Origin of the sequence: Desulforhopalus vacuolatus (assembly GCF_016918505.1) — a bacterium.
Lineage (GTDB): Bacteria > Desulfobacterota > Desulfobulbia > Desulfobulbales > Desulfocapsaceae > Desulforhopalus > Desulforhopalus vacuolatus.
In genome coordinates, this window is record NZ_JAFFPZ010000021.1 from 13,894 (window position 1) to 39,385 (window position 25,492).

Genomic DNA, 25,492 nt, shown 5'->3' on the forward strand with positions numbered 1-25,492 from the left:
GGCGCTTATTTCCAGGGATAAATTCCTGACTGCAACGAAGAAGCCGGGCGATTATCCGATGTCTTCTGTATCCCTTTCAACGTAACCATTTCCCCGGCCTCTGCGTAAAAACGCAGAGGCCTTTTTTCTACTGAGTGCAAAAAATATGCGTAAATTTGATAATAAGCCCCTTATTGTTGTCCTTTCCATCTGGATAATTGCCGGGGTCTTTTTCCACCTTTATACCGCTGCTTTTGGCGTTTTGGAATCGTGGATGCAGCGGATGGTGCATCTCACCTGGGTGCTGCCCATAGCATTCGTCTACTGGCCCTTTTCACGATACTCACCCAAAAACCGTGTCCCCTGGTACGACTGGATTCTGATTATTCTCGCCATCCTGCCAGGTCTCTATGGCATTTTTAACTCTGAAGAGATTCTCTTCCGGGTGTACCAGATGGATGAAGTCACCGATGTTCAGCTTGCTCTGGGGATTATCCTTACACTGGTTCTCATTGAGGCAACGAGAAGGCTGCTCGGCTGGCCCCTGACAATCATCGCCTCTTTCTTTGCACTCTACATGCTCACCGGAGAATACTTCCCTGGAGTAATGAGAGGGGATGTCTTTACCCTGCGGGAGGTAATTGAATCGCTCTTCCTCACCACGGATGGCATATTGGCCATGCCTCTTGGAGTCTCTGCGACCTACGTTGTCATTTTTCTTATTTTCGGGAGCTTTCTTGAAGTAAGCGGCGTGGGACCATGGTTTATGGAATTCTCCGCCCGACTCGCCGGGAAATCGGTGGGAGGACCCGCCAAGATTGCGGTGGTAAGCTCCTGCCTGTTTGGCTCCATCTCAGGATCTGCCGTCGCCAATGTCTATTCTACCGGAAACTTTACCATCCCAATGATGAAGCGTACCGGTTTTGCCTCGTCGCTTGCCGGAGGCATTGAGACCATGGCAAGTACCGGCGGGCAGTTGATGCCACCGTTGATGGGCGCGGGTGCCTTTGTCATGAGCGCCTATCTCGGCCTGGAATTCAAAGTAATCATGATTGCCGCGCTGCTGCCCGCCCTGCTCTACTACGGGACAGCCCTTCTCATGATTCACTACGTTGCCAGGCGGGATGGATTCACCGGCATCAAGGAAGAGGATCTGCCGCGCTGGGGACATGTTTTTCGGAGAAGCTTTCTCCTGCTGCCCATCATTGTTTTGATTATTGCGCTGCTGCAGGGGAAAACACCCATGCTCGCGGGCCTTCTCGGCATTGGTCTGGCGTGGGCAGTATCCCTGCTTAACAGAGGCTACCGCATGGGCCCTCAAGGACTCTATACGGCCTTTATCGCGGCAGGGAAATCGGTTCCGGTTATCGCGGTGGCCTGTGCCTCAGCAGGAATTGTTATCGGCTCTATCGGCCTCACCGGCATCGGCTTCAAAATCGGTGCACTCATTGCCACCCTCGCAGGGAATTCCAGCTTTATGGGGCTGGTGCTCATCGCCATCCTTGCGGTGATCTTCGGCATGGGCCTTCCCACCACCTCTGCCTATATCATCGCCGCAGCGCTCGGAGTAAGCAGTCTCACTGCACTGGGCTTTGAACCACTCAACGCGCATCTGTTTGTCTTTTATTTCGCAGTCCTGTCCAATATGACGCCACCCGTTGCCCTTGCCGCTTTTGCTGCGGGGACGATCGCCGGTGCCAACCCCATGAAGATTGCCCTCACCGCCATGCGTATTGGTGTTGTCGCCTTCATTGTTCCCTTTGCCTTTGCCTACGATTCATCGCTGCTCCTCCAGGGAGCATGGACAAATATAGCCGGAGTAATTATCTCCGCAACTTTTGCCGGCTATCTTCTTTCTATTGGCTTCGCCGGATTTTTTAAGAAGCATCTTCATCTTTCCTTTCGTCTCTTGCTGATCGCCGCCGGCCTCCTCTGCTTCTTCCCGCACTGGTCATTCCGCCTCAGCGGCATGGCACTGGGAATTCTGCTGCTTGTTCTCCTTTCCATGCAAGGGAAGGAAACGCAATGCGTTGAGCAATCTTGAGGGAAGCTTTAATTAACCAGACGACAAAAAAAGCCGATCCGGATTTTCCTGTAAAAGGAAAATCCGGATCGGCTTTTTCAATCCCGAACAAGAACAATGGCAACCGTAACAGAATACGGAACACCGATAACCCGCGAAACATACACGCCACATTGTCACCACGGGGGTGATAACGGTGGCATGACACATCATTGGTGAAAAATCGGCACAACAGTGATTCCAGCGATGATGTAGAGACAAGGCATGCCTTGTCTACACGGTAACAATAAACATAACGATAACGCTGGAATGATTTGTAACGCATGGAATATATCGGATATTCAAAACCGAATATGTGGAGCAAAAGAAATCGGCGAGATCTCCCGTGTCCAGAGGTTTGTCGGGAGGCCTTCCTTGAAAAATATTTTCCCACCTGAAATCCCCAAAATAAAGCATTACACAATAGGTAAATAAAAATCCCTCATATTAGTTACAGATACTGTAATAGTAATTACAGAACACCTGAAACCCGTCATATCACAAATTTATTACATTACTGTTGCAGTATAATTAAAAAATGATTTTTCAAGACCTGACCCTGCTTTTCTTCTGTTTTTCTTCTATTTTTCGCTATTCAAAACCGAATATGTAAAGCAAAAGAAATCGGTGAAATACCCCGTGTCCAGAGGTTTACCGGGAGGCCTTCCTTAAAAAATATTTCCCCATCTGAAACTCCAAAAAATAAAACATTACACAATGTGTAAATAAAAATCTCTCATATTAGTTACGAATACTGTAATGGTAATTACAGAACACTGAAAATCTATTACATTACAAATCCCTTACATTACTGTTCGCAAAATAAATTAAAAATATTTTTTTCAAGATCTACCCCTGCTTTTTGCTATTCAAAACTGAATATGTAAAGCAAAAGAAATCGGTGAAATACCCCGTGTTCAGAGGTTTACCGGGAGATCTTCCTTGAAAAATATTTCCCTATCTGAAACTCCCCAAAATAAAATATTACACAATATGTAAATAAAAATTGCTCATATTAGCTATAAACACCGTAAAGGTAATTGCAGAACACCTGAGAATCCATTACATTACAAATCCGTTAAATTACTCTTAGCAAGAAAGTTGAAAAAGTGTTTTTTCAAGACCTGACCCTATTGTTCCTATTGTTCTATTGCTCGTTAACCCAAAATGGAGATGATCAAATGATTCAATGGCCCAAAAGTAATGATGCACTTGGTACCGTCAACAGAGGCAACCCTTGTGAATCTGGATTATGCACGCTTTGCATGTCTGATTGTAAAGGGAGGTGTGAAACCTGGATGTCGTCCTTAAGGGGGCGCAAAATGCTCTACCCCAGGAAATTCGGCAAGATCACTGCCGGGTCTGGCAATGTAACCTCTCTTGGTCTGGGGTATCATTCCATAAGGATCCAGGGATATGCTTATGGATCGACCGGGTTAAACGAGGGGATGACCAAAGATGCTGATGACTGTGTCTTCACCAACGTCAATACCGAAACGACTTTCGGTAATGAAATTAAGGCAAAATGTCGTCTACCTATCATGACTGGTGCTCTGGGTTCAACTATGATCGCCAGCAAGTATTGGAATTCTTTTGCAACAGGTGCTGCCCTTTATGGATTTCCAATAGTTGTCGGCGAAAATGTTGTTGGTGTGGACCAGGAGTCAAAACTCGGTGGCGGAAAAATAACATCAGCACCTGAACTGGACAGGCGAATAGAGGTATATAGACGATACTCAGACGGGCATGGGGCGTTTTTCGTCCAACTTAATGTCGAAGATACTCGAAACGGAGTGGCCGAATACGTTATTGATAAATACGGCGATGACGTCATTATCGAGCTTAAGTGGGGACAGGGCGCCAAAGTTATCGGAGGAGAAATTCAAGTAAAATCAATAGATTATGCCATTTTCCTCAAGAAACGTGGTTATATCATTGATCCCGATCCGACGGATCCGATTGTTCAATCTGCCTTTGAGCGTCATGCCATCACTTCCTTTGCCAGACATAGCAGACTTGGAGCTACTGATTTGGATACTGTTGGGGAAGTTCGTGAATCCTTTATGAGATCAATAGACTATTTACGAAGCCTTGGCTTTAAGCGTATTTCCTTGAAAACAGGTGCTTACGGCATGGAAGCCCTTGCTATGGCCATTCGATATTCTGCAGATGCAAAACTTGACTTACTGACCATTGACGGCGCAGGTGGCGGAACCGGTATGAGTCCATGGAATATGATGGAGAACTGGGGTGTTCCATCCCTGGCCCTGCATGCCAAGGCACATGATTACTGTAAGATTCTTGATGATCAAGGAATCAAGGTTCCGGATATTTCTTTTGCTGGCGGTTTTGCCCGGGAAGATCATATTTTTAAAGCCCTGGCTATAGGTGCACCGTATACTAAAATGGTTTGTATGGGTCGTGCACCAATGATTCCCGCGTATCTGGGCAGCAACATTGAAGGAACCTTTTACCCTGAGAGAAGAAATAAAGTAAATGGGAATTGGGACGAACTTCCTCAAACCGTAAAAAGTTTCGGCAAGAGCCCGGAAGAGATCTTTTCAGCCTGGGAGGATGTGAAAAAGAAAGTGGGCGCTGATGAGATGAAGAATATACCTTTTGGAGCCGTAGCCATGGCTGGCTATATTGATAAGATCTCCTGCGGGCTGCAGCAGTTGATGGCCGGTGTACGAAAATTCAATTTATCTGAGATTACAAGGAATGAAATATTTAGTGCCAACCGTGAAACGGAAAAGGAAACTGGAATTCCGTTCATGACCGAAGCTCAAAAAGACACTGCTGAGGCGATTCTTAAAGGATAGTTTTTGATTCAAATGTTTTTACAGGGCACATCGAGCAACGTACTCGATGTGCCCTGTTTTTTTATGTGGTCAGGTCTTGAAAAATCATTTTATGTGGTCTGATACTATTCCTATTAAGTTGTGACCGTACTAAATGCCATTTTCACTTTCTATTGGCGAATTCAAAGGCAGGGGGATAGGAGACAGGAGACAGGAGAAAGGAGACGGGAGACAGGGAAAAGCAAAAGACGGAACAGCAAAAAACTTTTTGCCAACGAATAAAAGCTCAAAACATGCGAATAAAGGCAAAAAACTTTAAAAATATTTTAAAATTAAACAGAGAATTGCTGTTGTTCTATCTTTACTCGTTCTCTGGTTAATTCAAAGGCAGGTGGGACAGACGCCAAAATTGGGCGTCTCTACGATGTCGGCGATTTATCTTACGGGCATTGATTGTACAAATCCGGATACAATTCTGCCGCGATAACCCCGTGGTGGTTATATGGCGTTGTCTTTGTGGAAAGGATGTCCTTGTAGAGACGCCCAATCTGGGCGTCTTCAGCACAACAGATGGCTCACCTCACAACAAACGTTTCTGCAATGAAATTAATTTATCATCCTGTTTGTCCTGTCGTGTTTTTGGGGTCAGTAAAAAATGTAAATGGCTTAATAGCGTTTACATTTTGTATTGACCAGGGAACAAGACTGCGTGGACATCTTTTTTGGTGATTACGAATGGATAAACAGGATGTAAAATTGATCGCAATGGTGATAACGGGACATTACACATCACTGGTGAAATATCGCCACAACAGCAATTCCAGCGATAAGATAATGTAGAGACAAGGCATGCCTTGTCTACACGATAACGGTAAACGTAACAATAACGGTGCAACCGTAACCGACTCCGAAAACACCGATAACCCGCGAAACATACACGCCACGCTGCCACCACGGGGTGATAACGGTGACCTTACACATCATTGGTGAAATATCGCCACAACAGTAATTCCAGCGATAAGATAATGTAGAGACAAGGCATGCCTTGTCTACACGGTGACAGTAAACGTAACGATAACGGTGCAACTGTAACCGACTCCGAAAACACCGATAACCCGCGAAACATACACGCCACGCTGCCACCACGGGGTGATAACGGTGACCTTACACATCATTGGTAAAAAATCGCCACAACAGTAATTCCAGCGATAAGATAATGTAGAGACAAGGCATGCCTTGTCTACACGATGACGACAAACGTAACGATAACGGTGTAACTGTAACCAACTCCGAAAACACCGATACCCCGCAAAACATACACGCCATATTGTCACCACGGGGTGATAACGGTAACCTTACACATCATTGGTGAAAAATCGCCACAACAGTGATTCCAGCGATAAGATAATGTAGAGACAAGGCATGCCTTGTCTACAGAACAACATTGCGGGAAACCATCGCCGTGCCGATTTTTCACCAATGGTGATGGTCGCGTTATATGGTCAATATAAAATGTAAATGGCATTACAGGGAAACAGGTTACGCCTGCAAAGTTTCTAAATTTTTGACGGTGGATTGTGTACTCGGACAGTTTACGAATCAAAAGAATATCGCCCGTAAAGGATAGAGGAAGTTTGTTGCAGCTGACGTAGAGCTAATGAATGAAAGCCCATGGAAGAAATTGGCAGGTCAAGTAATATTCGGCAATGCAGATTTTATATCGGATATTCAAAGCCGAAGATGTGAAGAAAAAGAAATCGGCGAGATTCCCCATGCCCAGAAATTTGCCGAAAAACCTTCCTTGAAAAATATTTTCCCGCCTGAAAATCCCCAAAATAAAACATTACGCAATGAGAAAATCACAATCGCTCATATTCCCTACGAATATACGTTAAAGGCAATTGCAGAACACCTGAAAATCCATTACACCACTGTCAGTAAGAGAGTTAAAAAGTGATTTTTCAAGATTTGACCCTGTTGTTCTTCCCACGTCCCCTCCCCGACAAACCCCCTCCATAAAAAAATTTGACACCAACGCAGAAATAGAATAGAACGAAATAACGCTAGGGGAGCTTAACCGCTGAGAAAGATTTTCATCAAAGAAAATCTAACCCTTGGAACCTGATCTGGATAATACCGGCGAAGGGAAGCGGCAAATTCACATTCCAGGGGTTTTTCCCCTTTTATGTTTGCCGCCACATCCTCTTTGGATCTGGCGGTTTTCTTTTTGCCACCCCTCTTCTCCTGTACCCTGGAGAAACAATGCAAATTCACATTAACGGCAAGGCTGAAGAATCAGTTGCTGAAACCATTGCGGAGCTGATTTCCGAGCGCAAACTGGCGACGAAATCCCTCGTAGTTGAGCACAATCGCACCATCGTCAAGCAGGCACGATGGGCGGAGGTACAGCTCCATGATGGTGACAAAATTGAGCTTTTAAGTTTTGTCGGAGGAGGCTGAAAATGAGTACAGACAGAGCTTTGATTATTGGTGACGTAGAATTCACAAACCGTCTTTTTACCGGCACGGGTAAATTTGCCAACAACGCCGACATTGCCCCCATGCTGGAGGCCTCCGGGTCACAGATGATCACCGTGGCACTGCGGCGCATCGACATGGCGGCGGGAGCGGAAAACATCCTCGAATTCATCCCGGAGAATGTCACTCTTCTGCCCAATACCTCCGGCGCACGTAAAGCCGAAGAGGCAGTGCGGATTGCCCGCGTCGCAAGAGAAGCAGGCTGCGGCGACTTTATCAAGATTGAGGTCATCACCGATGCCAAATATCTGATGCCCGATAATTTTGAAACCCTTCGCGCTACGGAAATGCTGGCAAAAGAGGGCTTCATCGTCCTTCCCTACATCCTGCCCGACCTGACAATGGTCAGACGTTTTGAAAATGCCGGTGCAGCCGCCATCATGCCCCTTGGATCACCGATTGGCTCCAACCGCGGCCTCGAAACAAAAGCACTGCTGGCAATGCTGATTGAGAACTCCCGCCTGCCGGTGATTGTTGACGCCGGAATCGGCGCACCTTCTCAGGCGGCGGAAGCCATGGAGATGGGAGCGGATGCGGTGCTGGTAAATACCGCCATCGCCACCGCCACGGATCCTGTTATCATGGGGGAAGCCTTTGATATGGCCGTACGGGCTGGCCGAATGGCATTTCTCGCAGAAACAGCGGGGATAAGCAATATCGCCCGGGCGTCCTCTCCCCTCACCGGCTTCCTTGAGGAGGTGTAAGATGGCCTTCTACGATATCATAAAGCAGTATAAAGATTTTGATTTTGTCGATGCCTTTGCTTCTATCACAGATGCCGACATCTCCCGTGCCATACACAGCGAGAATCTCCATGGGCAGGACATGCTCGCGCTGCTCTCTCCCAAGGCCGCTGAACCGGTCTGGATGGAGGAGATGGCCGAAGAATCCCGTCGCCGCACCATCCAGTATTTTGGCCGCACCATTCAGCTCTTCGCACCCATTTACATTTCTAATTTCTGCTCCAACCGCTGCGCCTACTGCGGGTTCAATACGCAAAACAACATCTCACGGCGCAAGCTCACCCTTGATGAAATTGAGGAGGAGGCAAAGGCAATTTCCGCCACCGGCCTGCAGAATATTCTCATGCTCACCGGCGAGGCGAAAACCATCACGCCGATGGAGTATCTGCTTGATGCGGTGAAAATTCTGCGTCGCTACTTCGCCTCGGTCTCCATCGAAATCTTCCCCATGGATACCGATGAATATCACGCCATGGCCAGGGCTGGCGTCGACGGGCTGACCTTGTTTCAGGAAACCTACGACGAGAAGATATACAAAGAAGTTCATCTCGGCGGCAAAAAGAGGGATTATCACTATCGACTCGACGCACCGGAACGGGGTGCCATGGCGGGATTCCGTTCCGTCAACATCGGCGCCCTTCTCGGCCTTGGAGAGATGCGCAGTGAGTTTTTCTTCACCGCGCTGCACGCGCAATACCTCGCCGACAACTATCTTGATACAGAAATTGCCATCTCACTTCCCCGCTTCAATCCGGCAGAATGTGGCGATTTCAAACCACGGTATCCAGTAGAGGACCGCACCTTTGTGCAGTTCCTGCTTGCTTTCCGTCTCTTCCTGCCCAGGACGGGGATCACCGTATCAACCCGCGAGAACAAGACCATGCGCGACAATCTCATGGGGATCGGTGCAACCAAACTCTCCGCCGGAGTATCCACCAGTGTCGGGGGATACAGCGACGGCGAAAAAAGTACACCACAGTTTGATATCAGCGATCAACGTAACGTTCCAGAGATGGTCGCAGCAATCAAAGAACACGGATACCAGCCGGTCCACAAAGACTGGGACCGGGGGATATGGGCCTGATCAACATCGGCATTGCCGGGGTTGGCGGCATTGGTTCCAACGTCGCCGCCAACCTTGCGCGCAGTGGTTTCAACCACCTCACTCTGGTTGATTTTGACCTGGTGGAAGAGAGCAATCTCAACCGCCAGTTCTACTTTGCTGATCAGATTGGCCGGGGCAAAACAGAAGCCCTTGCAGAGAATCTGCGCCGCATCGCGCCGGACATCCATCTCACCTGCGCACAAACGAGGATTGAAGCCGGGAACTGCCGCTCACTCTTTACCGATTGCGCGGTAATCGTGGAAGGGTTTGACAATGAAACAGAGAAGAAGATGCTGCTTGAAGAGCTGGCCCCGGAAAAAGAGCTGCTGGTCAGCGCATGCGGCATCGCAGGATGCGACGTGGCTGAAATCGGTATTCGTCAGCTGGGGAACTGTGTAGTGGCAGGAGATTTTATCAGTGACTGCCGACAGCAGAAACTCTACGCCCATAAACTGCAGGCAGTCTGTGCCTGGATGAGCGAAGCGATTGTTTACTACCGTGAACACGGCGGAAACATCAAGACAACCAAAAGAGAGCAAACGTGAAGACAACCGGGAAACCCACCCTGCCCGCCGGTCTCTACGGCATCACCGCAGAGGCTTTTTCCCACGGGCGGAGCAATCTTGAGGTTGCCGAAGCAATGATTGCCGGTGGCATAAAGATTCTCCAATACCGTGAAAAACGGCATAAAAAGAACTACTGCGATATCTACGCCGAATGCTGTGCCCTGCGCAAACTCACCCGCGAACACGGGGTACTGTTTATTATTAATGACTTTGTCGATATTGCCATGCTTGTCGATGCCGACGGCCTGCATATCGGACAGGAAGACCTGCCGACAGCTGCAGCGCGGCAACTGCTCGGACAACAGAAGATTATCGGGCTTTCCACCCACAGCCCGGAGCAGGCGAGGCAGGCGGTGGCGGACGGTGCGGATTATATCGGCGTCGGCCCCATCTTTACCACGGCAACTAAAGAGAATGTCTGCGCTCCCGTGGGGCTGAGCTATCTCGATTATGTCGTACAGAATATCAAGCTGCCCTTTGTCGCCATCGGCGGGATCAAGGAGCACAACCTCGCCGAAGTTATCCGGCATGGGGCAGAAAGCGTCTGTCTCGTTACCGAAATTGTCGGCGCAGACGATATTACAGGAGCAGTGGAACACCTGAATGGGGTCAGGTCTTGAAAAATCATTTTATGTGGTTTAATAGCATTTACATTTTGTATTGACCAGAGAACGCGACTGCGTGGACATCTTTTTTGGCGATTACGAATGGATAAACAGGATGTAAAATTGATCGCAATGGTGATAACGGTGACCTTACATCATCATTGATGAAAAATCGCCACAACAGTCATTCCAGCGATGATGTAGAGACAAGGCATGCCTTGTCTACAGAACAACATCGCGGGAAACCATCGCCGTGCCGATTTTTCACCAATGGTGATGGTCGCGTTATATGGTCAATATAATGACTGGGTGCGGGATATGGGCGATAAAGCACTGATCAAAGAGGCTCATCACACGTCGCACATTGAAGGAACTCATTTAACATTGGATCAAGCAGAACGGTTATGGCGCGGTGAAGCGGTGCCAGAGGCCGACCCAAACGATACCCTCGAGCTGCTGAATTACCGCTCAGCCTTTGAATTCGTTTCCGAGTGTTTAGACAGCGGTGATCCTATTCATGAACGAATGATTCGGGAAATCCACCGTAAGCTGGTTGAAGGTGTTCGCGGCGGAAAAGCTGATCCGGGGAATTATCGCCGCATTCAAAACTATGTTGTCAATTCCGCTACCGGCCAAATCATCTACACCCCGCCATCAGCCGTTGAAGTACCAATCATGATGTCGGAAATGGTCAAATGGCTAAACACAGAAGTCGATATTCATCCAGTACTGATGAGCGGCATTTCTCAATTCCAGCTGGTGCATATTCATCCGTTCCTGGACGGGAATGGTCGAACCTCTCGACTGCTCTCCACGCTTTGTCTCTATAAGGCTGGATACGATTTCAAGCGGCTGTTCACTATAAGTGAATACTACGACCGCGACCGGACGACATTCTACAAATCGATCCAGAGTGTGCGCGAACACAATATGGATATGACCAACTGGCTTGACTATTTTATCACCGGTCTTGAAACCCAGATGATTGAAGTCAAAAAACGGGGAGAACAGGTAATTCGCCGTGATGTACTGGTTCAAAAACACAACCTGAATGAACGACAGGGAAAAGCAATCGAGTTTTTACTGAAGTACAACAAACTAACTATTCAAGATTTTGAAGCTCTGTGCCCTGACGTCAATAGACGCAGTCTGCAACGAGATCTCAAAGGGATCCTGGAAAAGAACGTAATTAAAGAAATCGGAGCTGGTCCAACTGATCCAACCCGTCATTATGCATTATCAGAGCTATGACAAGCTGTGACACGAAGCTGTGACATTTCTATGACAACTTCCCATAGAACAATGGGGCTCAGGTCTTGAAAAATAATTTCATGTGGTTTAATAGCGTTTACATTTTATATTGACCAGAGAACGTGACTGCGTGGACATCTTTTTTGGCGATTACGAATGGATAAACAGGATGTAAAATTGATCGCAATGGTGATAATGGGAACCTCACATATCACTGGTGAAAAATCGCCACAACAGTGATTCCGGCGATAAGATAATGTAGAGACAAGGCATGCCTTGTCTACACGGTGACAGTAAACGTAACGATAACGGTGCAACTGTAACCGACTCCGAAAACACCGATAACCCGCGAAACATACACGCCACGCTGCCACCACGGGGTGATAACGGTGGCATCCACCATCACTGGTGAAATATCGCCACAACAGTAATTCCAGCGATGATGTAGAGACAAGGCATGCCTTGTCTACAGAACAACATCGCGGGAAACCACCACCGTGCCGATTTTTCACCAATGGTGATGGTCGCGTTATCTGGCCAATACAAAATGTAAAAGGTATTACTGGGAAACAGGTTACGCCGGTAAGTTTCTAAATTTTTGCCGGTGGATTGGGTACTCGGACAGTTTACGAATCAAAAGGATGTCGCCTGCAAAGAATAGAGGAAGTTTGTTGCAGCTGGCGTGGAGCTAATGGTTGAGATTCCATAGAAGAAATTGGCAGATCAAGTAATATTCGGCAATGCAGACTTTATATCGGATATTCAAAACCGAATATGTGAAGCAAAAAAAATCGGCGAGATCCCCCGTACACAAATGTTTGCCGGAAGACCCTCCTTGAAAAATATTTTCCCGCCTGAAATCTCCAAAATAAAACATTACGCAATGAGCAGATCAAAATCGCTCATATTCGCTACGGGTATACGTTAAAGGCAATTGCAGAACACCTGAAAACCCATTACACCACTGTCAGCAAGAGAGTTAAAAAGTGATTTTTCAAGACTTGACCCTGTTTTTTTCCTTCACACATTTTTCTAAGCTGCCTATGCGGCAGTGAATCAAATCATCGATGCTCCTTTTCATCAATAAACGATTACCTAAACATTTTTCGAAATAAATGACATCTATTTCATGGGAAATCATGGTCAGGGAACACCCGAGGTCTTTTGCTCTTTGATTGCGAAGCACTTCTTTTTTTTGACTTATTTCGATATAATGCCTTTCTACAAGGCTGAGATACTGGTAGCTCATTTACAATCTCTGGAAAAGTTTGGCAGATTTTCCCAGAAGCCACCTGAGTCTTGCTTTTTCTCAAAGATGCGTTCCTCTTCAGCTCCCTGTAGAGGCTATGCAATTATTATATACATTCAGGATATTATGGCACGCAAAAGACAGAGCCCGTTTGAGGACATGATAGAAATAACGGCAGCATTTCCGTGGTGGATTGATGCAGTGCTGGCAATCGTCTCTTATGTCGGACTGCATAGTATAGCCAGTAAAGGTATGCCACAGGCATCCTTGAAAGATCTATCGATGGTAATGCAAGGAGGCTTGCTTTATACTTTCGCGTCATTAGGTCAATACGTACTGCCTTGTGTTTTTGGCATCGGAGCATTGCTATCTGTCATCAAGAGAGTAACGCGCAAAAATCTGCATGGCGATGTCAGCGCAGGGAAACGGCATGTAACAGATATTACCTGGCAAGAGTTCGAGTTGCTTATTGGTGAGCACTTTCGGCAGCAGGGTTTCAAAGTCCAGGAGACCGGCCCCGGGCCTGATGGTGGAGTTGATCTGGTGTTAATGAAATCCGGTGAGAAGTATCTGGTGCAATGCAAGCACTACAAAGCCTACAAGGTTGGCGTAAAAATAGTCCGTGAACTGCTCGGCGTAATGGTCAGCAGTGGTGCTGCAGGAGGTTATGTCATTACTTCCGGAGAGTTCACCGCTGATGCTGTCAAATTTTCTCGTGAGAATAATATTGAGCTGATTAATGGCAGCAGACTCAAAAAGATTATGGCAGAAAGGAACATGAGATCAGGCAACGACCTATCGGCCCGGCCTCAAGCAGCAACTCCCACAAAAAGAAACCCGGTTTGCCCGAAGTGCGGGGCAAAGATGGTTCTTCGAACTGCGAAGAAGGGAAAACACGCCGGTGAAAAATTCTGGGGATGTTCCAAGTTTCCCCAATGTCGTTCCATACTTCCATACGATGAATCTTAAGGAGATGTTCTTTTGAGTGCATAGCACAGCATACAGTATGTGTTATGGAAATGGATACTCACCCTCTCAGATGAGGGCTTTCTCCAGTTCCAACTGAAGCATTAAAATCGAGCATCATGAAGACTAGGAGCCTGTCCGAGAACGCTCTTTTGCCCGAACTTCTCGTTATTTTCAAAAAACGATGCTCGTAATATCAACCAGATAGCTGTGCTCGTTTTTTGAAAATGCCTCGATTTTGGATAGAATGTCTATTCTCGGACAGGCTCCTAGGCGGCGATAGCCTTCCTGCAAAGACCCCAGGTAAAAATTGATAATGGCCTGTTTCTCCCAATCTTTCAGCCAGAAGTCATGGGGAACCAAGGCGTTATGTTTATTGGCTTTGCCGTAGCGGCTGTGACAGTCATAATACTTGCGGGGAGCGATCTCCAAACAGGTGATAAAGCGCGTCACTGCGATACCGATACGCTTGGCCCGGCGCTTGATAAAATCAATCACGGCATCGCGAATATCGAGGGGAACCCAAGACGCTTTTAGAGAATTTCACGTTCTTTTTTTCACTGAACGTGTTGCATTTATTACTTGAATCCAGCCATGAGCAACACAGGGATCATAGATCCCTTCAAAAGAGTTACGATTAATTTCACGTCAAATAGTACTCTTAGAACGATTCAACGTATCAGCAATATCAGTCTGAAATCTTCCTATTTGAAGAAATGCACTGATCTGGTACCTTTCTAAAAGAGTGATCTGTTGGTAGCAAGGACTTGTACATCTGTGCATGGTAACCTCCGGTTAAGTTGTCGTGACGTAACCATACCGGCAGCGCACTCTTTTTCATAGAACGCTGTTGTACTTATTGTACTCATCCAGCATCAGCCAAAGGAATGGGGTGGAACAGTTACACAAAATACGTTACAGACTCCGGATATACTTTAAAGGCAATTGCAGAACACCTGAAAATCCATAACACCACTGTTAGCAAGATAGTTAAAAAATGATTTTTCAAGACTTGACCTTGTTGTTTCTCTCCTGGCAGTTTATTGCAAGCCACGTTAGCTCTCAAAACAAACCTCATGCAGCCTACAAATGATAGGAATAATTAATGAAAGTAGAAAGACTCAACAAAAAAGAACTTGAAGCGTATTGCGAAAGTCTGGGCATCGAAATAAAAAATAAAAATAAACAAGAATTGAAAAAGGCAGTTTACAAGCATGAAAGGAACATAATCGATGAAGCCATCGCTTCAGGTAAATGCTTAGATCTTTTAAAAGAAAAAATAGGTGCTTTAGCAGACGAATATGCGAAAAATTTGAATGAAAAAATAGTTGCTCGTAAAGAAGAAATGAAAGGTGATGATAATCACCATTACTTAATATATAGAGTCTTGGGAATATCTAATGACGAAGGTATTTTGATTGACGAATACCAGAATACCGGTCGTTTTTTATACAAGTATGCGGGGTCATTCCTAGAAGAAGCTGCTTCAATGTGCATGTTCTTTGCGAACAGCAAGGGTGGAAAGGTTCTTATTGATAATACACAAGGAAAAAAACCTAAAACATTTGAAATTGATTTTTTAAACGGCAATGATGCCATTGAGCTAAAATGGCGAGATGCCACTACAGATGGCGACCATATAACTAAAGAACATACGAGGGTTAGAGCAATTCAAAGTCATGGATATAAGCCGGTTAGAGTTATGTTTTATTACCCGCAACGTGAGCAAGCTATCAAGATACAAGAAACGCTAAAAACAATTTATAATGGTGTTGATGGAGAATACTACTCTGGAGATGATGCTTGGGATTATTTGTTAAAAGTAAGCGGGTACGATTTAAAACAAATTTTAACTGATATAGCGGCGAGAAAAAAATAGAGAAGAGAAAGATGATAAAAATAATTAATAGCGTTCTCTTAGGTGATTGTTTAGATGAAATGAGATCAATTGAGGCAGGATCAATTGATCTCATATACCTTGATCCGCCTTTTTTTACCGAGCGAAAACACAAACTAAAAAATAGAGAACGTACAAAAGAGTTTAGCTTCGATGACAACTGGGGTAGTAACAAAGGATATGCACAGTTTCTAAAAGAAAGAATTGAATTAATGAAGCCACTTCTCAAGGAAGAAGGTTCAATTTTTGTTCACTGCGACAAAAGCGGAGAACACATTGTTCGTGCAATATTAGATAACATATTTGGCGCTGAAAATTTTCAATCAGAAATCATTTGGAGCTATAAAAGATGGTCAAACTCTAAGAAAGGATTATTAGCAGGCCATCAAAACATCTATTTTTACTCAAAAAGTAAATATTTTAAGTTTAATACTATTTATACATCATATTCTGAGACAACTAACATTGATCAAATATTACAGAGCAGAACTCGAGATGAGCATAATAAATCTATCTACGATAGAAATGATGATGGAAGCTTTAAGATTGCTGATAAAAAGAAAGGCGTACCCTTAAATGATGTGTGGGATATTCCGTATTTGAATCCTAAAGCGAAAGAAAGGGTGGGTTATCCTACTCAAAAACCTTTACTTCTTTTAGAGCAAGTCATTCAATTGGTTACAAATGAAGGAGATATAGTATTAGACCCATTTTGCGGGAGTGGTACCACTTGTGTGGCAGCAAAACTTCTTGGGCGAAAATATATTGGAATAGACAAGTCAAATGATGCTGTTGAATTATCTATTAGTAGAATCGAAAACCCCATAAAAACCGAATCTAACTTGCTGAAAAATGGCCGCGATTCCTACCGTAATGCTGATAAAACGGCTTTAAGTTTATTAAGCGGGTTAAAGTTTAATGCAGTACAACGCAATAAAGGAATTGATGCTATTTTAGTCGAGCAATTCGATAACGCACCTGTTTTAGTTAGAGTTCAAAAAGATCATGAGTATATAGAAGAAGCAGCTTCTTTGCTTGCTAAAGCCATGAAAACAAAGAAATCAAAAAAATCATTTTTAATTCAAACTCAGTTAAATGATGGACTATTCGGAAATCTGCCTAATTTTGAAGGCATGGTGTTTTTAGAATCACCTGCTTTACAAATAAAAAGAGCTAACGAATAAGGTTAGATCGTGAAAGTGGAGCGCAATAAGAACAATGGGGCTCAAACAATGGGGTCAGGTCTTGAAAAATCATTTTATGTGATTTATCAATAGCGTTTACATTTTGTATTGACAAGGGAACAAGACTGCGTGGACATCTTTTTTGGTGATTACGAATGGATAAACAGGATGTAAAATTGATCGCAATGGTGATAACGGTGACCTTACATATCACTGGTGAAATATCGCCACAACAGTAATTCCAGCGATGATGTAGAGACAAGGCATGCCTTGTCTACAGAACAACATTGCGGGAAACCACCACCGTGCCGATTTTTCACCAATGGTGATGGTCGCGTTATATGGTCAATATAAAATGTAAATGGTATTACAAAGAAACAGGTTACGCCTGCAAAGTTTCTACGTTTTTGACGGTGGATTGGGTATTCGGACAGTTTGCGAATCAAAAGGATGTCGCCTGCAAAGAATACAGGAAGTTTGTTGCAGCCAGCGTAGAGCTAATGGATGAAAATCCATGGAAGAAACTGGTCGGTCAAGTAATATTCGGCGGTACAGGCTTTATATCAGATATTCAAAACCGAAGATGTGAAGCAAAAGAAATCGGCGAGATCCCCCGTACACAGAGGTTTGCTGGAAGACCTTCCTTGAAAAATATTTTCCCGCCTGAAATCCCCAAAAATAAAACATTACGCAATGAGCAGATCAAAATCGCTCATATTCGCTACGGATATACGTTAAAGGCAATTGCAGAACACCTGAAAACCCATTACACTACTGTCAGCAAGAGGGCTAAAAAGTGTAAAAAGTGATTTTTCAAGACCTGACCCTGCTGTTCTTATTAGTCTTTGGAAATTTGGTGAAGATGCTATTGATTTATTAATAACGAAAAAACAGCATCATACAAGTAATATGTTCCCCATAGGTACGGGGATGAACCGCTTTAGCCACAAATCTCGGAACTCTTCTGTAAAGGAACTCTTCTGTAAATGTTCCCCGTGGGTACGGGGATGAACCGAGATGGAGACATGGGCTGCCATTTCTGCACAAATGTTCCCCGTGGATACGGGGATGTGATGTATCAACACTTTTCAAGGTAAAAAATATTGGCGCGTTTTGAGTGTAAAATTGCCTTTAAATCAGTGAGATGTTCCATGGTTTCCTTTGCGTGAAAAGATTTTTAAAAGCTGTTGATCTGAAGCTGTGTCTCGAATATATTGGTTTTTTTGAACACTGATATTCTCAAATCAGAAAAAATTTGACACCAACACATAAATAGAATAGAAGAAAAGAACGCTGGGGGAGCTTAAACGCTGAGAAAGGTTCTTATCAAAGAGAATCTAACCCTTGGAACCTGATCTGGATAATACCGGCGAAGGGAAGCGGCAAATTCACATTTCAGGGTTTTTTCCCCCTCTTCATGTTTGCCGCCACTTCCTCTTTGGATCTGGCGGTTTTCTTTTTTGCCCCTCCCTCTTCTCCTGTACCCCGGAGAAACAATGCAATTCTACAACTCTATATTAACGGCAAGGCTGAAGAGTCCGTTACTGCAACCATTGCGGAGCTGATTTCCGAGCGTGAACTGGCGACGAAATCCTCGTAGTTGAGCACAACCTCGCCGAAGTTCTTCTGCATGAAGCAAAAAGCGTCTGTCTCGTCACCGAAATTGTCGGCGCAGACGATATTACAGGAGCAGTAAAACTGCTGCAAAACAATATCTTACGAGGAATTTAAATGACGTATGCAACTCAGATGGAAGCCGCTCGCAAGGGCATCATTACACCGCAGATGAAAGATGTACTCGCCGATGAACCGATCAGTGAAGAACGACTGCTCGCCGGACTCGCCAACGGCACCATCGCCCTGCCCGCAAATAAAAACCACACCAGTTTGCACGGGGCGGCAGTTGGCGCCGGACTGCGCACCAAGGTCAATGTTAATCTTGGTGTCTCGGAAGACTGCTGCAACGTTGAAAATGAACTGGACAAGGTACGTAAAGCGTTGGAGTGGAAGGGAGATGCCATCATGGACCTCTCCACCTATGGCGCAACTCAGAAATTTCGCCGTCGCACGATTGAGATCAGCCCGGCAATGATCGGCACAGTCCCGATGTACGACGCTGTCGCCCGTTACGGCAAGAACATAGAGGCCCTCACCATTGATGATATCTTTGAGGTGGTGGAGACACACGCGCAGGACGGAGTCGATTTCCTCACCATCCACGCCGGACTGAATACAGCTGCTGTTGAGTGTGTGAAAAGAAACAAACGGCTCACCAACGTGGTCAGCCGGGGCGGCTCGCTGCTCCTCTACTGGATGGACAAAAACAATGCCGAAAATCCCTTTTACGAGCATTTCGACCGCCTGCTTGAAATCTGCCGCCGCTACGATGTCACTCTGAGTCTCGGCGATGGTCTGCGTCCCGGCTCACTCCACGATGCCACTGACGCTCCTCAGATTCAGGAACTTCTCACTCTTGGAGAGCTGACCAAAGAGTGCTGGAAACAGGATGTACAGGTGATCATTGAAGGCCCCGGCCACATGCCGCTGAACGAGGTTGTCGCCAACGTACAGCTTGAGAAAAAACTCTGCCACGGCGCACCTTTCTATGTTCTCGGGCCGCTGGTAACCGATGTCGCTCCGGGATACGACCACATTACCTCTGCCATTGGTGGTGCACTGGCCGCGAGTTACGGCGTCGATTTCCTCTGTTATGTCACTCCTGCCGAACATCTCCGCCTGCCGGATATGGACGACATGAAAGAAGGCATCATCGCCACAAGGATTGCCGCCCATGCCGCAGACATTGCCAAAGGTCTGCCCGGTGCGATTGACTGGGACAATGCCATGAGTGACGCACGGAATAAGCTCGACTGGGAAAAAATGATGGAACTGGCCATGGATGGTGAGAAGGCCCGCAGATATCGCGAAAGTTCGCAACCGATTGACAAGGAAGTCTGCACCATGTGCGGGGATCTTTGCGCGGTGAAACGCAGTCGCGCGATACTGGAGAAATAACAAAAGGGTACCCAAAAGAGTAACGGATGGGTGTTCTTGAATAAGGGGAATTGTGTTCTCCTTGCTCTCCTCATTGGAGGCACCCATTCTTTTTCCCGTCTCCCGTCTCCCGTCTCCTTTCTCCCTTTTCTCGTCTCCTGCCTCCCTTCTTCTCTTTGTCTTTTTCCTTCTGTAAAAATGCATTAGGGTACTTTGAACAAGATCAACCCACTGGAATTGAAACGTGTAGAAACCCACATCGTGACTCTGCTTTCAATTTTAAAACATTTTTTCACGGAGGTTTAAAATGACTGATTCATTGATTCAAATAGTTTGCCCGAGTTGCAGTGCGAAAAACCGCCTCTCCAAAGCCAGACTTCATGACAAGCCTTTGTGTGGGAAGTGTGGAAAACCTCTTCTTTCATCAAGCCCTGTTACGGGTAACGACAAAAATTTCAGCCGTTATATTACCGACAATGGTTTGCCCGTGGTTGTGGATTTTTGGGCTCCATGGTGCGGACCGTGTAAACAATTTGCACCCACCTTTGAACAGGTCGCAGGTGAAATGTCTGCTCAGGCCTGCTTTGTCAGGTTGGATACTGAACATAATCAACACACCGCAGGTGGCTATAATATTCGTTCGATTCCCACGTTGGTGATATTCCATCACGGCAAAGAAATTGCGCGGATGTCAGGGGCGTTACCGCAACCACAATTTAAACAATGGCTGGCTCAAAATTTACCGGCTGTTTGAATATCTGATACTCACCATCTGTGCCGGGCTGAATACAACTCGAAGGGGAAAAGATGTAGAACCGGCCGGATGGTGAGAACGCCTGCAGATATCGCGAAAGTTCGCAACGGATTGATGGGAATGTCATGGAGGGATGCTCAGTTCTTCCCGATTTTTCAATATATTACGAGAAAAGCGGGAAGAGCTGTTGATAACACACTGACCTATAAACTTGACGTCACTCTTTAAATGGTGAATACTTCAACTGTTCTGCGTACCATACCAGGTGGGATGAGAATACCAGAAAGAAGCAATCTCGGAGGAAATCAGCACAGCCCCACCCGCAATCTCTTCCTATTATACCCCTATGATTTTTATCTCTTTTCTCGGAACCGGAAACTATCTCACCTGCAATTATGTGTACAACAATCAGCATTGTGATGGAGTGGAATATATCCAGACTGCTGCCCGTACCCTGCTTGCCCCCGAAGCAAAATCTTTTATCTTTGTTACCACAGCGGCAGAAGAGAAACACCTCGAAAAACTGCAGCAGGAAGCTCAAAAATTCGATCTTCCGGCCATGGAACCAATCACAATTCCAACAGGGGCATCGGAAGAAGAGCTCTGGAAAATTTTTGAAATTATCTCAAATCAAATTCCAGAAGGAGCTGAAATTGTTTTTGACATAACCCACTCTTTTCGCTCCCTTCCTCTCCTGATAACAATCCTTCTCAATTATTTAAGCGTCGTCAAACACACTACAATAAAACAGTGCTGTTATGGAGCCTTTGAAACTCTTGGGATCCGTGCAGATGTTGAAGAAATGCCAGTATCTGAGCGCAACGCCCCCGTCTTCAATCTCACCCCGTTTTTTTCTCTGAACGACTGGGCTAGAGCAATCTATGATTTCACTCGTTATGGTTATGCTGCTCCACTGCAAGACCTTATCTCATATCAGCTTCAACCTATCCTGAAAAATCCTGAGACAAGAGATGAAAATTCCAAACTTCTGCAAAAAGTAAGTACCGCAATCAAATATTTTTCCAGTTTTGTACATACTTCAAATTGCCATTGCCTCTGTCAGATGGAGATAAAAAAATACATCAGCAGTCGCCTTGAGCAGCTAAATTTTGACAACATTCTTCCACTTGCACCAATTTTCAAGCAGATAACGCAGTTTTTTGCCGAATATGAAGACAAATCTCTTTTCAACGGCCTCCGTGCTGCCAAATGGTGTGCAGAGATCAACCTTATCCCCCAGGGATTTACTCTCCTGCAGGAGAGTATTGTCTCTATAGAATTGGAACCGCACAGACAGCGACTAGAGGAAGAAGGATTGACAGAGGCAAAAAGACAGCGGGAATTTATCTCCGCTCTACTCGGTGTTAAGGACAGTCCCGACGACTGGAAGAACGATTTGAAGACTTTCCAGGAAACTGCACAAAGTATTCATGAGGAATGGAGTAAAGATTTTCTACAAAAATACGAAAGAATAACATCATGCAGAAATCGAGTGAACCATGGCGGAACCGATCCCGACAATAAACTCGACAGTAATAAAATAACAACGGACCTGGAAATACTCACATCTGAGATCCTCAAACATTATCATCTTCGTGATTAGACCCCAGATAATATAAAACGCCCAAGTCACCTTAAGCAGTGCCCTGCCTTGCTATCGATGTTCGCCCGGAGTCTGTGTAATACCATTCCTATTAAGTTGTGACCTTACTCAATGGCATTTTCACTTTCTATTGGCGAATGTAAAGGCAGGGGGATGGGAGACAGGGAAAAGCAAAAGACGGAACAGCGAAAAACTTTTTGCCAAAGGAAAGCTCTAATCATGCGAATAAAGGCAAAAAAACTTTAAGAAGTTACGCTTTTATAAAAAATGCCCTTTTTCGCATGATTAGACCATTTCTATTAAGTTATGCTCGTTTTACATCCTGTTTATCCATTCGCAATCGCCAAAAAATATTTCCACGCAGTTGCGTTATCTGGTTAATATAAAAATGTAAATGGTATAAGCCCTTTCCTTCATATCACTTCCCACAAAAGCCACAAAGAAATAAACCTCGTGGTTGAATTGTCGCAATCCCTTTCTAATTCAGGTCGTTTCCTACAATACAAGTCAAAAACAAATAGCAGGATTCTACAAGAAAGCGTCGTAATCCCTTTCTAATTCAGGTCGTTTCCTACCGCTGACATCGGCCAGCAGGCTGATAAGACTCACCGGAGGGTCGTAATCCCTTTCTAATTCAGGTCGTTTCCTACTCCTTTACAATGCGGCGCAACGGCAAACGTGCCCGTCCAGTCGTAATCCCTTTCTAATTCAGGTCGTTTCCTACATGCTCAGGCGGCAACGTCTATTGATGCGTGCGCATGGTAGTCGTAATCCCTTTCTAATTCAGGTCGTTTCCTACATAACGTGTTGAATGTATTGCAAGGTAGTGTATTGGTCGTAATCCCTTTCTAATTCAGGTCGTTTCCTACCACAGAAAAGGCTGAAAAAGATGGTTGTTTATGATCCGGGTCGTAATCCCTTTCTAATTCAGGTCGTTTCCTACCTTTTTAAGGCAATGCATTTCATACAGGAAGGCTGTGAGGGTCGTAATCCCTTTCTAATTCAGGTCGTTTCCTACTGCGCCCCTTTCAAACCCTTGCCAGGAGCGGTTTTCAGAGGGTGAATCCGGGAACCTCTCACTGCAATGTGTTTTTTGGAAGTATTTTTGTTGCATTTTCCTTTTCCTCCATCATTAAGTTGTTATCATTCCGTCATAATATCCACTTCTGGGAACCTCCGGTCAGGTAAAAATAAAAAAGACCGCTTTTTCAACAGGTTAGCAAATATTCCTCTTTTACCTCTGAGGTTCCCGTTTAAACCGCTTCTGCCCGAGGTTCCTGCCCCACTCCGATAAAGAATACACCAACCCGTGGACAGAAACCAGCATCGAATGATGCATACAGTTCCCCATCTCTTCCGACCGAGAACCCAACTCATAGAAGGAGTTTTATTCAGGAGACCACCCCAGCGACTGAAGAAAATATTTGCAGAAGAGATTCATGAACACTCTCTCTCACCTCAGCAATGAGATCTCAGATAATATCAAATTCTCCAGTCGCCTCAAGCAGCATGCCCTGCCCAATCACCTCAGTCTTCGCCGCACACTTCTCGCACAGAGGGAAATATTTCACACCGTCTTTCTCCGTATCTATCACCCTGGCTATCTCACCTTGAAGGGTTCGGAGCTGCGCTTTGCTCAACTCCACTTCAAATTTCGATTGCTGCATGCGCATTCCATAATCCAGAAGAATACGGGCCACCTTTTGCAACCGTTTCGCGTCCGCTATGTCGTAAATGATAAAGTAGTTTGCCATGGTCAGAATATCTGGTATTGCAGCTGGGTGATTTTTATGCCCTGTCCCTGCACCTCTGCCTGTGAGCAGCAGCGGCTGCAGAGATGATAGATCCGCAGACGATCTTCCAGCAGGTTGAGACTGCGCTCTGCATAACGACGAATAACACGCAGCTCTTCTCCACTCACCTCGCACTCAAACACCGACTTTTGAGTATTGATGCCAAGTTCCCGCAGAAAATGGTGCAGCTTCGTTCGCCGTTTTGTCCCCTGACTGTCCTCTCTGATATCGTAGGTTACAATCACTCTCATGTGAGCAGTAGAGGCTGGTAACTGCTCTGGCTCCCCTCCACAAATCTGCGATACTGCCTCGCCTGACAAACCATAGCTTCCGACCAGGGAATCTTGCGTTCTTCCGGGCTGTACAGAAAAGTAGTGGCCAGTTTTCGTTCCCATTGAATAATCGTCTTCTTCATCGCGTCCGAATGGAGCTGCACCGGCAATTTTCCGGCTTCCCCTTCCCCAGACATGGAAAACACTTCTTCAATCCGCTGCACGGGGGCATCAAACAGCTCGTTTTCCTGCTCTCCGGTGGAGACCTCAATGTCCTCAACCACCTCTTCTTCCAGCTCCTCTTCCTTCACAATCCGGAAATCGTCATCTTTCAGGATATTCATATTGAAGAGCGCAAGCACCAGCGTATCAACAAGGATTGGCCGAAACTCCTCCATTAAATCAAGAACCAGGCTGTATCGTCCGTAATCAGGAGTATGCAACGCACCAATATATGGATCAAGACCCGCCTGACGGACAGCACTGTACACCTGATTATAAAGGAAGGTATAGAGAAGGGAGAGCAGCGCATTTACCGGATCAGTCGGCGGCCGACGAACCCGTCGTCTGAACCCCTGATCGTGGTCAAAACCAGTGTTGAAAAGGCTGAAATACAGCGCACTCCCCCGGCCTTCATATCCACGCAGGGAATCTACACTCTTCGCCGTTGCAACCTGCTCAGTCAGTTTACGAATCTTCTGCACCTTTTCAACGATATGCTTCTTTTTCTTCTTCCGGTAAATCCGCATCAGGACCGTACTCAAATTGGCCAACTTGCCGGTCACGATCTGTCGGGCAAAATTGAGGCAGAAGGGTTCATCATCCGCGAAGGCAAACTGCCTGCGGCGAAGAATGATATTTTTCTGTTCGGGAATGGAAAAACGGCCGAGATAACGGCCATCTCTGGTGAGAAATACCGTATCAATACCGTTCCGGAAGAGCACATTTCGTGCCGAAGGCGTTATCTGAATATTCCCGCAAAGCAAAAGCTGTTCAACCTTGTGGATGAAAATTGTTCGGTAGGTATCCTCTCCGGATTTCACAAGAAGATGCCGTCCCTCTCTGGTTATACGTGCCCCCTGGGTAGTAACGTAGATCCGCATGCCTGTTTCCTGTTTTTTAAGGTTAAA

At 45.7% G+C, this 25,492-nt stretch carries 27 protein-coding genes, 1 CRISPR repeat array and 2 riboswitches; of the genes, 20 read left to right on the forward strand and 7 right to left on the reverse strand.

Annotation, left to right across the window (positions count from 1 at the left end):
- The first annotated feature begins 145 nt into the window (after positions 1-145).
- From JWG39_RS12030 to JWG39_RS12045, 4 genes are all read left to right on the forward strand, one after another.
- On the forward strand, positions 146-2,023 hold the full coding sequence (locus JWG39_RS12030; protein WP_205219660.1) for a TRAP transporter permease: 1,878 nt from the start codon (positions 146-148) through the stop codon (positions 2,021-2,023).
- A 1,199-nt stretch (positions 2,024-3,222) separates the two neighbouring features.
- The gene (locus JWG39_RS12035) at positions 3,223-4,863 is read left to right on the forward strand and encodes a glutamate synthase-related protein (protein WP_240192114.1); all 1,641 of its coding nucleotides are present in this window, start codon (positions 3,223-3,225) and stop codon (positions 4,861-4,863) included.
- An 828-nt stretch (positions 4,864-5,691) separates the two neighbouring features.
- Positions 5,692-5,832, forward strand: a complete 141-nt coding sequence (locus JWG39_RS12040; protein WP_205219661.1) for a hypothetical protein — start codon at positions 5,692-5,694, stop codon at positions 5,830-5,832.
- Positions 5,833-5,882: 50 nt separating this feature from the next.
- Complete coding sequence (locus tag JWG39_RS12045) at positions 5,883-6,023, forward strand: hypothetical protein (protein ID WP_205219662.1); 141 nt, start codon at positions 5,883-5,885, stop codon at positions 6,021-6,023.
- 149 nt (positions 6,024-6,172) lie between these two features.
- On the opposite strand, the gene JWG39_RS12050 is transcribed toward JWG39_RS12045, so the two are convergent.
- Positions 6,173-6,319, reverse strand: coding sequence for a hypothetical protein (locus JWG39_RS12050; protein ID WP_205219663.1), 147 nt, complete (start codon positions 6,317-6,319; stop codon positions 6,173-6,175).
- A gap of 180 nt (positions 6,320-6,499) precedes the next feature.
- On the opposite strand from JWG39_RS12050, the gene JWG39_RS12055 reads away from it, so the two are divergent.
- From JWG39_RS12055 to JWG39_RS12090, 8 genes are all read left to right on the forward strand, one after another.
- Entirely contained in the window at positions 6,500-6,799 is a 300-nt protein-coding gene (locus tag JWG39_RS12055) for a hypothetical protein (protein WP_205219664.1), read from the forward strand.
- Positions 6,800-6,897: 98 nt separating this feature from the next.
- Positions 6,898-7,007: riboswitch (TPP riboswitch) on the forward strand.
- Positions 7,008-7,104: 97 nt separating this feature from the next.
- On the forward strand, positions 7,105-7,302 hold the full coding sequence (gene thiS / locus JWG39_RS12060; protein WP_205219665.1) for a sulfur carrier protein ThiS: 198 nt from the start codon (positions 7,105-7,107) through the stop codon (positions 7,300-7,302).
- Between the two features lie 2 nt (positions 7,303-7,304).
- Positions 7,305-8,084, forward strand: a complete 780-nt coding sequence (locus JWG39_RS12065) for a thiazole synthase (RefSeq protein WP_205219666.1) — start codon at positions 7,305-7,307, stop codon at positions 8,082-8,084.
- A 1-nt stretch (position 8,085) separates the two neighbouring features.
- Entirely contained in the window at positions 8,086-9,207 is a 1,122-nt protein-coding gene (thiH, locus tag JWG39_RS12070) for a 2-iminoacetate synthase ThiH (RefSeq protein ID WP_205219667.1), read from the forward strand.
- The gene (thiF, locus tag JWG39_RS12075) at positions 9,198-9,773 is read left to right on the forward strand and encodes a sulfur carrier protein ThiS adenylyltransferase ThiF (protein ID WP_240192115.1); all 576 of its coding nucleotides are present in this window, start codon (positions 9,198-9,200) and stop codon (positions 9,771-9,773) included. Before thiH ends, thiF begins: the two co-directional genes overlap by 10 nt.
- Complete coding sequence (thiE, locus tag JWG39_RS12080; RefSeq protein ID WP_205219668.1) at positions 9,770-10,414, forward strand: thiamine phosphate synthase; 645 nt, start codon at positions 9,770-9,772, stop codon at positions 10,412-10,414. The genes thiF and thiE overlap by 4 nt, the downstream gene beginning before the upstream one ends.
- A gap of 198 nt (positions 10,415-10,612) precedes the next feature.
- Positions 10,613-11,650 (forward strand): Fic family protein, encoded by a 1,038-nt coding sequence (locus tag JWG39_RS12085; protein WP_205219669.1) that lies wholly within the window; start codon positions 10,613-10,615, stop codon positions 11,648-11,650.
- Positions 11,651-11,921: 271 nt separating this feature from the next.
- Positions 11,922-12,062: a hypothetical protein gene (locus JWG39_RS12090; protein WP_205219670.1), complete on the forward strand. Its 141-nt coding sequence runs from the start codon at positions 11,922-11,924 to the stop codon at positions 12,060-12,062.
- A 582-nt stretch (positions 12,063-12,644) separates the two neighbouring features.
- Here the strand turns inward: JWG39_RS12090 and JWG39_RS12095 are convergent.
- A complete protein-coding gene (locus JWG39_RS12095; protein ID WP_205219671.1) occupies positions 12,645-12,899 on the reverse strand; it encodes a hypothetical protein in 255 nt (84 codons plus the stop codon).
- Positions 12,900-13,025: 126 nt separating this feature from the next.
- Here JWG39_RS12095 and JWG39_RS12100 point away from each other — a divergent pair, with 126 nt between their 5' ends.
- A complete protein-coding gene (locus JWG39_RS12100) occupies positions 13,026-13,868 on the forward strand; it encodes a restriction endonuclease (protein WP_205219672.1) in 843 nt (280 codons plus the stop codon).
- A gap of 171 nt (positions 13,869-14,039) precedes the next feature.
- Here the strand turns inward: JWG39_RS12100 and JWG39_RS12105 are convergent, their stop codons facing one another.
- Positions 14,040-14,363: a hypothetical protein gene (locus JWG39_RS12105; RefSeq protein ID WP_205219673.1), complete on the reverse strand. Its 324-nt coding sequence runs from the start codon at positions 14,361-14,363 to the stop codon at positions 14,040-14,042.
- Between the two features lie 150 nt (positions 14,364-14,513).
- Entirely contained in the window at positions 14,514-14,648 is a 135-nt protein-coding gene (locus tag JWG39_RS17125; RefSeq protein WP_205219674.1) for a helix-turn-helix domain-containing protein, read from the reverse strand.
- 322 nt (positions 14,649-14,970) lie between these two features.
- Between JWG39_RS17125 and JWG39_RS12115 the strand changes: the two genes are divergently transcribed.
- The 7 genes from JWG39_RS12115 (at position 14,971) to csx2 (ending at position 22,297) form a co-directional block, all read left to right on the forward strand.
- Positions 14,971-15,744 (forward strand): ApaLI family restriction endonuclease, encoded by a 774-nt coding sequence (locus JWG39_RS12115; RefSeq protein ID WP_205219675.1) that lies wholly within the window; start codon positions 14,971-14,973, stop codon positions 15,742-15,744.
- Positions 15,745-15,755: 11 nt separating this feature from the next.
- Entirely contained in the window at positions 15,756-16,946 is a 1,191-nt protein-coding gene (locus JWG39_RS12120) for a DNA methyltransferase (RefSeq protein ID WP_205219676.1), read from the forward strand.
- Positions 16,947-17,287: 341 nt separating this feature from the next.
- Complete coding sequence (locus tag JWG39_RS12125) at positions 17,288-17,755, forward strand: hypothetical protein (protein ID WP_205219677.1); 468 nt, start codon at positions 17,288-17,290, stop codon at positions 17,753-17,755.
- Between the two features lie 476 nt (positions 17,756-18,231).
- Positions 18,232-18,341, forward strand: a riboswitch (TPP riboswitch).
- A gap of 22 nt (positions 18,342-18,363) precedes the next feature.
- The gene (locus tag JWG39_RS12130) at positions 18,364-18,546 is read left to right on the forward strand and encodes a hypothetical protein (protein ID WP_205219678.1); all 183 of its coding nucleotides are present in this window, start codon (positions 18,364-18,366) and stop codon (positions 18,544-18,546) included.
- 131 nt (positions 18,547-18,677) lie between these two features.
- The gene (gene thiC, locus JWG39_RS12135) at positions 18,678-19,961 is read left to right on the forward strand and encodes a phosphomethylpyrimidine synthase ThiC (RefSeq protein WP_240192116.1); all 1,284 of its coding nucleotides are present in this window, start codon (positions 18,678-18,680) and stop codon (positions 19,959-19,961) included.
- 286 nt (positions 19,962-20,247) lie between these two features.
- Positions 20,248-20,694: a thioredoxin TrxC gene (gene trxC / locus JWG39_RS12140; RefSeq protein WP_205219679.1), complete on the forward strand. Its 447-nt coding sequence runs from the start codon at positions 20,248-20,250 to the stop codon at positions 20,692-20,694.
- 346 nt (positions 20,695-21,040) lie between these two features.
- Entirely contained in the window at positions 21,041-22,297 is a 1,257-nt protein-coding gene (csx2, locus tag JWG39_RS12145) for a TIGR02221 family CRISPR-associated protein (protein WP_205219680.1), read from the forward strand.
- Between the two features lie 464 nt (positions 22,298-22,761).
- Positions 22,762-23,315: direct repeats of the CRISPR family, unit length 35 nt; unit sequence GTCGTAATCCCTTTCTAATTCAGGTCGTTTCCTAC.
- Positions 23,316-23,769: 454 nt separating this feature from the next.
- Here the strand turns inward: csx2 and cas2 (JWG39_RS12150) are convergent.
- Genes cas2 (JWG39_RS12150) through cas1 form a run of 3 tightly spaced genes read right to left on the reverse strand, consistent with a single transcriptional unit; the run spans position 23,770 to position 25,465 of the window.
- A complete protein-coding gene (gene cas2, locus JWG39_RS12150; RefSeq protein WP_205219681.1) occupies positions 23,770-24,051 on the reverse strand; it encodes a CRISPR-associated endonuclease Cas2 in 282 nt (93 codons plus the stop codon).
- A 2-nt stretch (positions 24,052-24,053) separates the two neighbouring features.
- On the reverse strand, positions 24,054-24,341 hold the full coding sequence (cas2, locus tag JWG39_RS12155; RefSeq protein ID WP_205219682.1) for a CRISPR-associated endonuclease Cas2: 288 nt from the start codon (positions 24,339-24,341) through the stop codon (positions 24,054-24,056).
- A complete protein-coding gene (cas1, locus tag JWG39_RS12160) occupies positions 24,338-25,465 on the reverse strand; it encodes a CRISPR-associated endonuclease Cas1 (RefSeq protein WP_205219683.1) in 1,128 nt (375 codons plus the stop codon). Before cas1 ends, cas2 (JWG39_RS12155) begins: the two co-directional genes overlap by 4 nt.
- Between the last annotated feature and the right edge of the window lie 27 nt (positions 25,466-25,492).

Bases quoted from the DNA above. Each gene is read 5' to 3' on its own strand.
- JWG39_RS12030 (WP_205219660.1), top strand. From the start codon at position 146: ATGCGTAAATTTGATAATAAGCCCCTTATTGTTGTCCTTTCCATCTGG.
- JWG39_RS12035 (WP_240192114.1), top strand. From the start codon at position 3,223: ATGATTCAATGGCCCAAAAGTAATGATGCACTTGGTACCGTCAACAGA.
- JWG39_RS12040 (WP_205219661.1), top strand. From the start codon at position 5,692: ATGCCTTGTCTACACGATAACGGTAAACGTAACAATAACGGTGCAACC.
- JWG39_RS12045 (WP_205219662.1), top strand. From the start codon at position 5,883: ATGCCTTGTCTACACGGTGACAGTAAACGTAACGATAACGGTGCAACT.
- JWG39_RS12055 (WP_205219664.1), top strand. From the start codon at position 6,500: ATGAATGAAAGCCCATGGAAGAAATTGGCAGGTCAAGTAATATTCGGC.
- thiS (WP_205219665.1), top strand. From the start codon at position 7,105: ATGCAAATTCACATTAACGGCAAGGCTGAAGAATCAGTTGCTGAAACC.
- JWG39_RS12065 (WP_205219666.1), top strand. From the start codon at position 7,305: ATGAGTACAGACAGAGCTTTGATTATTGGTGACGTAGAATTCACAAAC.
- thiH (WP_205219667.1), top strand. From the start codon at position 8,086: ATGGCCTTCTACGATATCATAAAGCAGTATAAAGATTTTGATTTTGTC.
- thiF (WP_240192115.1), top strand. From the start codon at position 9,198: ATGGGCCTGATCAACATCGGCATTGCCGGGGTTGGCGGCATTGGTTCC.
- JWG39_RS12085 (WP_205219669.1), top strand. From the start codon at position 10,613: ATGCCTTGTCTACAGAACAACATCGCGGGAAACCATCGCCGTGCCGAT.
- JWG39_RS12090 (WP_205219670.1), top strand. From the start codon at position 11,922: ATGCCTTGTCTACACGGTGACAGTAAACGTAACGATAACGGTGCAACT.
- JWG39_RS12095 (WP_205219671.1), bottom strand. From the start codon at position 12,899: ATGAGCTACCAGTATCTCAGCCTTGTAGAAAGGCATTATATCGAAATA.
- JWG39_RS12100 (WP_205219672.1), top strand. From the start codon at position 13,026: ATGGCACGCAAAAGACAGAGCCCGTTTGAGGACATGATAGAAATAACG.
- JWG39_RS17125 (WP_205219674.1), bottom strand. From the start codon at position 14,648: ATGCACAGATGTACAAGTCCTTGCTACCAACAGATCACTCTTTTAGAA.
- JWG39_RS12115 (WP_205219675.1), top strand. From the start codon at position 14,971: ATGAAAGTAGAAAGACTCAACAAAAAAGAACTTGAAGCGTATTGCGAA.
- JWG39_RS12120 (WP_205219676.1), top strand. From the start codon at position 15,756: ATGATAAAAATAATTAATAGCGTTCTCTTAGGTGATTGTTTAGATGAA.
- JWG39_RS12125 (WP_205219677.1), top strand. From the start codon at position 17,288: ATGGTCAATATAAAATGTAAATGGTATTACAAAGAAACAGGTTACGCC.
- JWG39_RS12130 (WP_205219678.1), top strand. From the start codon at position 18,364: ATGTTTGCCGCCACTTCCTCTTTGGATCTGGCGGTTTTCTTTTTTGCC.
- thiC (WP_240192116.1), top strand. From the start codon at position 18,678: ATGACGTATGCAACTCAGATGGAAGCCGCTCGCAAGGGCATCATTACA.
- trxC (WP_205219679.1), top strand. From the start codon at position 20,248: ATGACTGATTCATTGATTCAAATAGTTTGCCCGAGTTGCAGTGCGAAA.
- csx2 (WP_205219680.1), top strand. From the start codon at position 21,041: ATGATTTTTATCTCTTTTCTCGGAACCGGAAACTATCTCACCTGCAAT.
- cas2 (WP_205219681.1), bottom strand. From the start codon at position 24,051: ATGGCAAACTACTTTATCATTTACGACATAGCGGACGCGAAACGGTTG.
- cas2 (WP_205219682.1), bottom strand. From the start codon at position 24,341: ATGAGAGTGATTGTAACCTACGATATCAGAGAGGACAGTCAGGGGACA.
- cas1 (WP_205219683.1), bottom strand. From the start codon at position 25,465: ATGCGGATCTACGTTACTACCCAGGGGGCACGTATAACCAGAGAGGGA.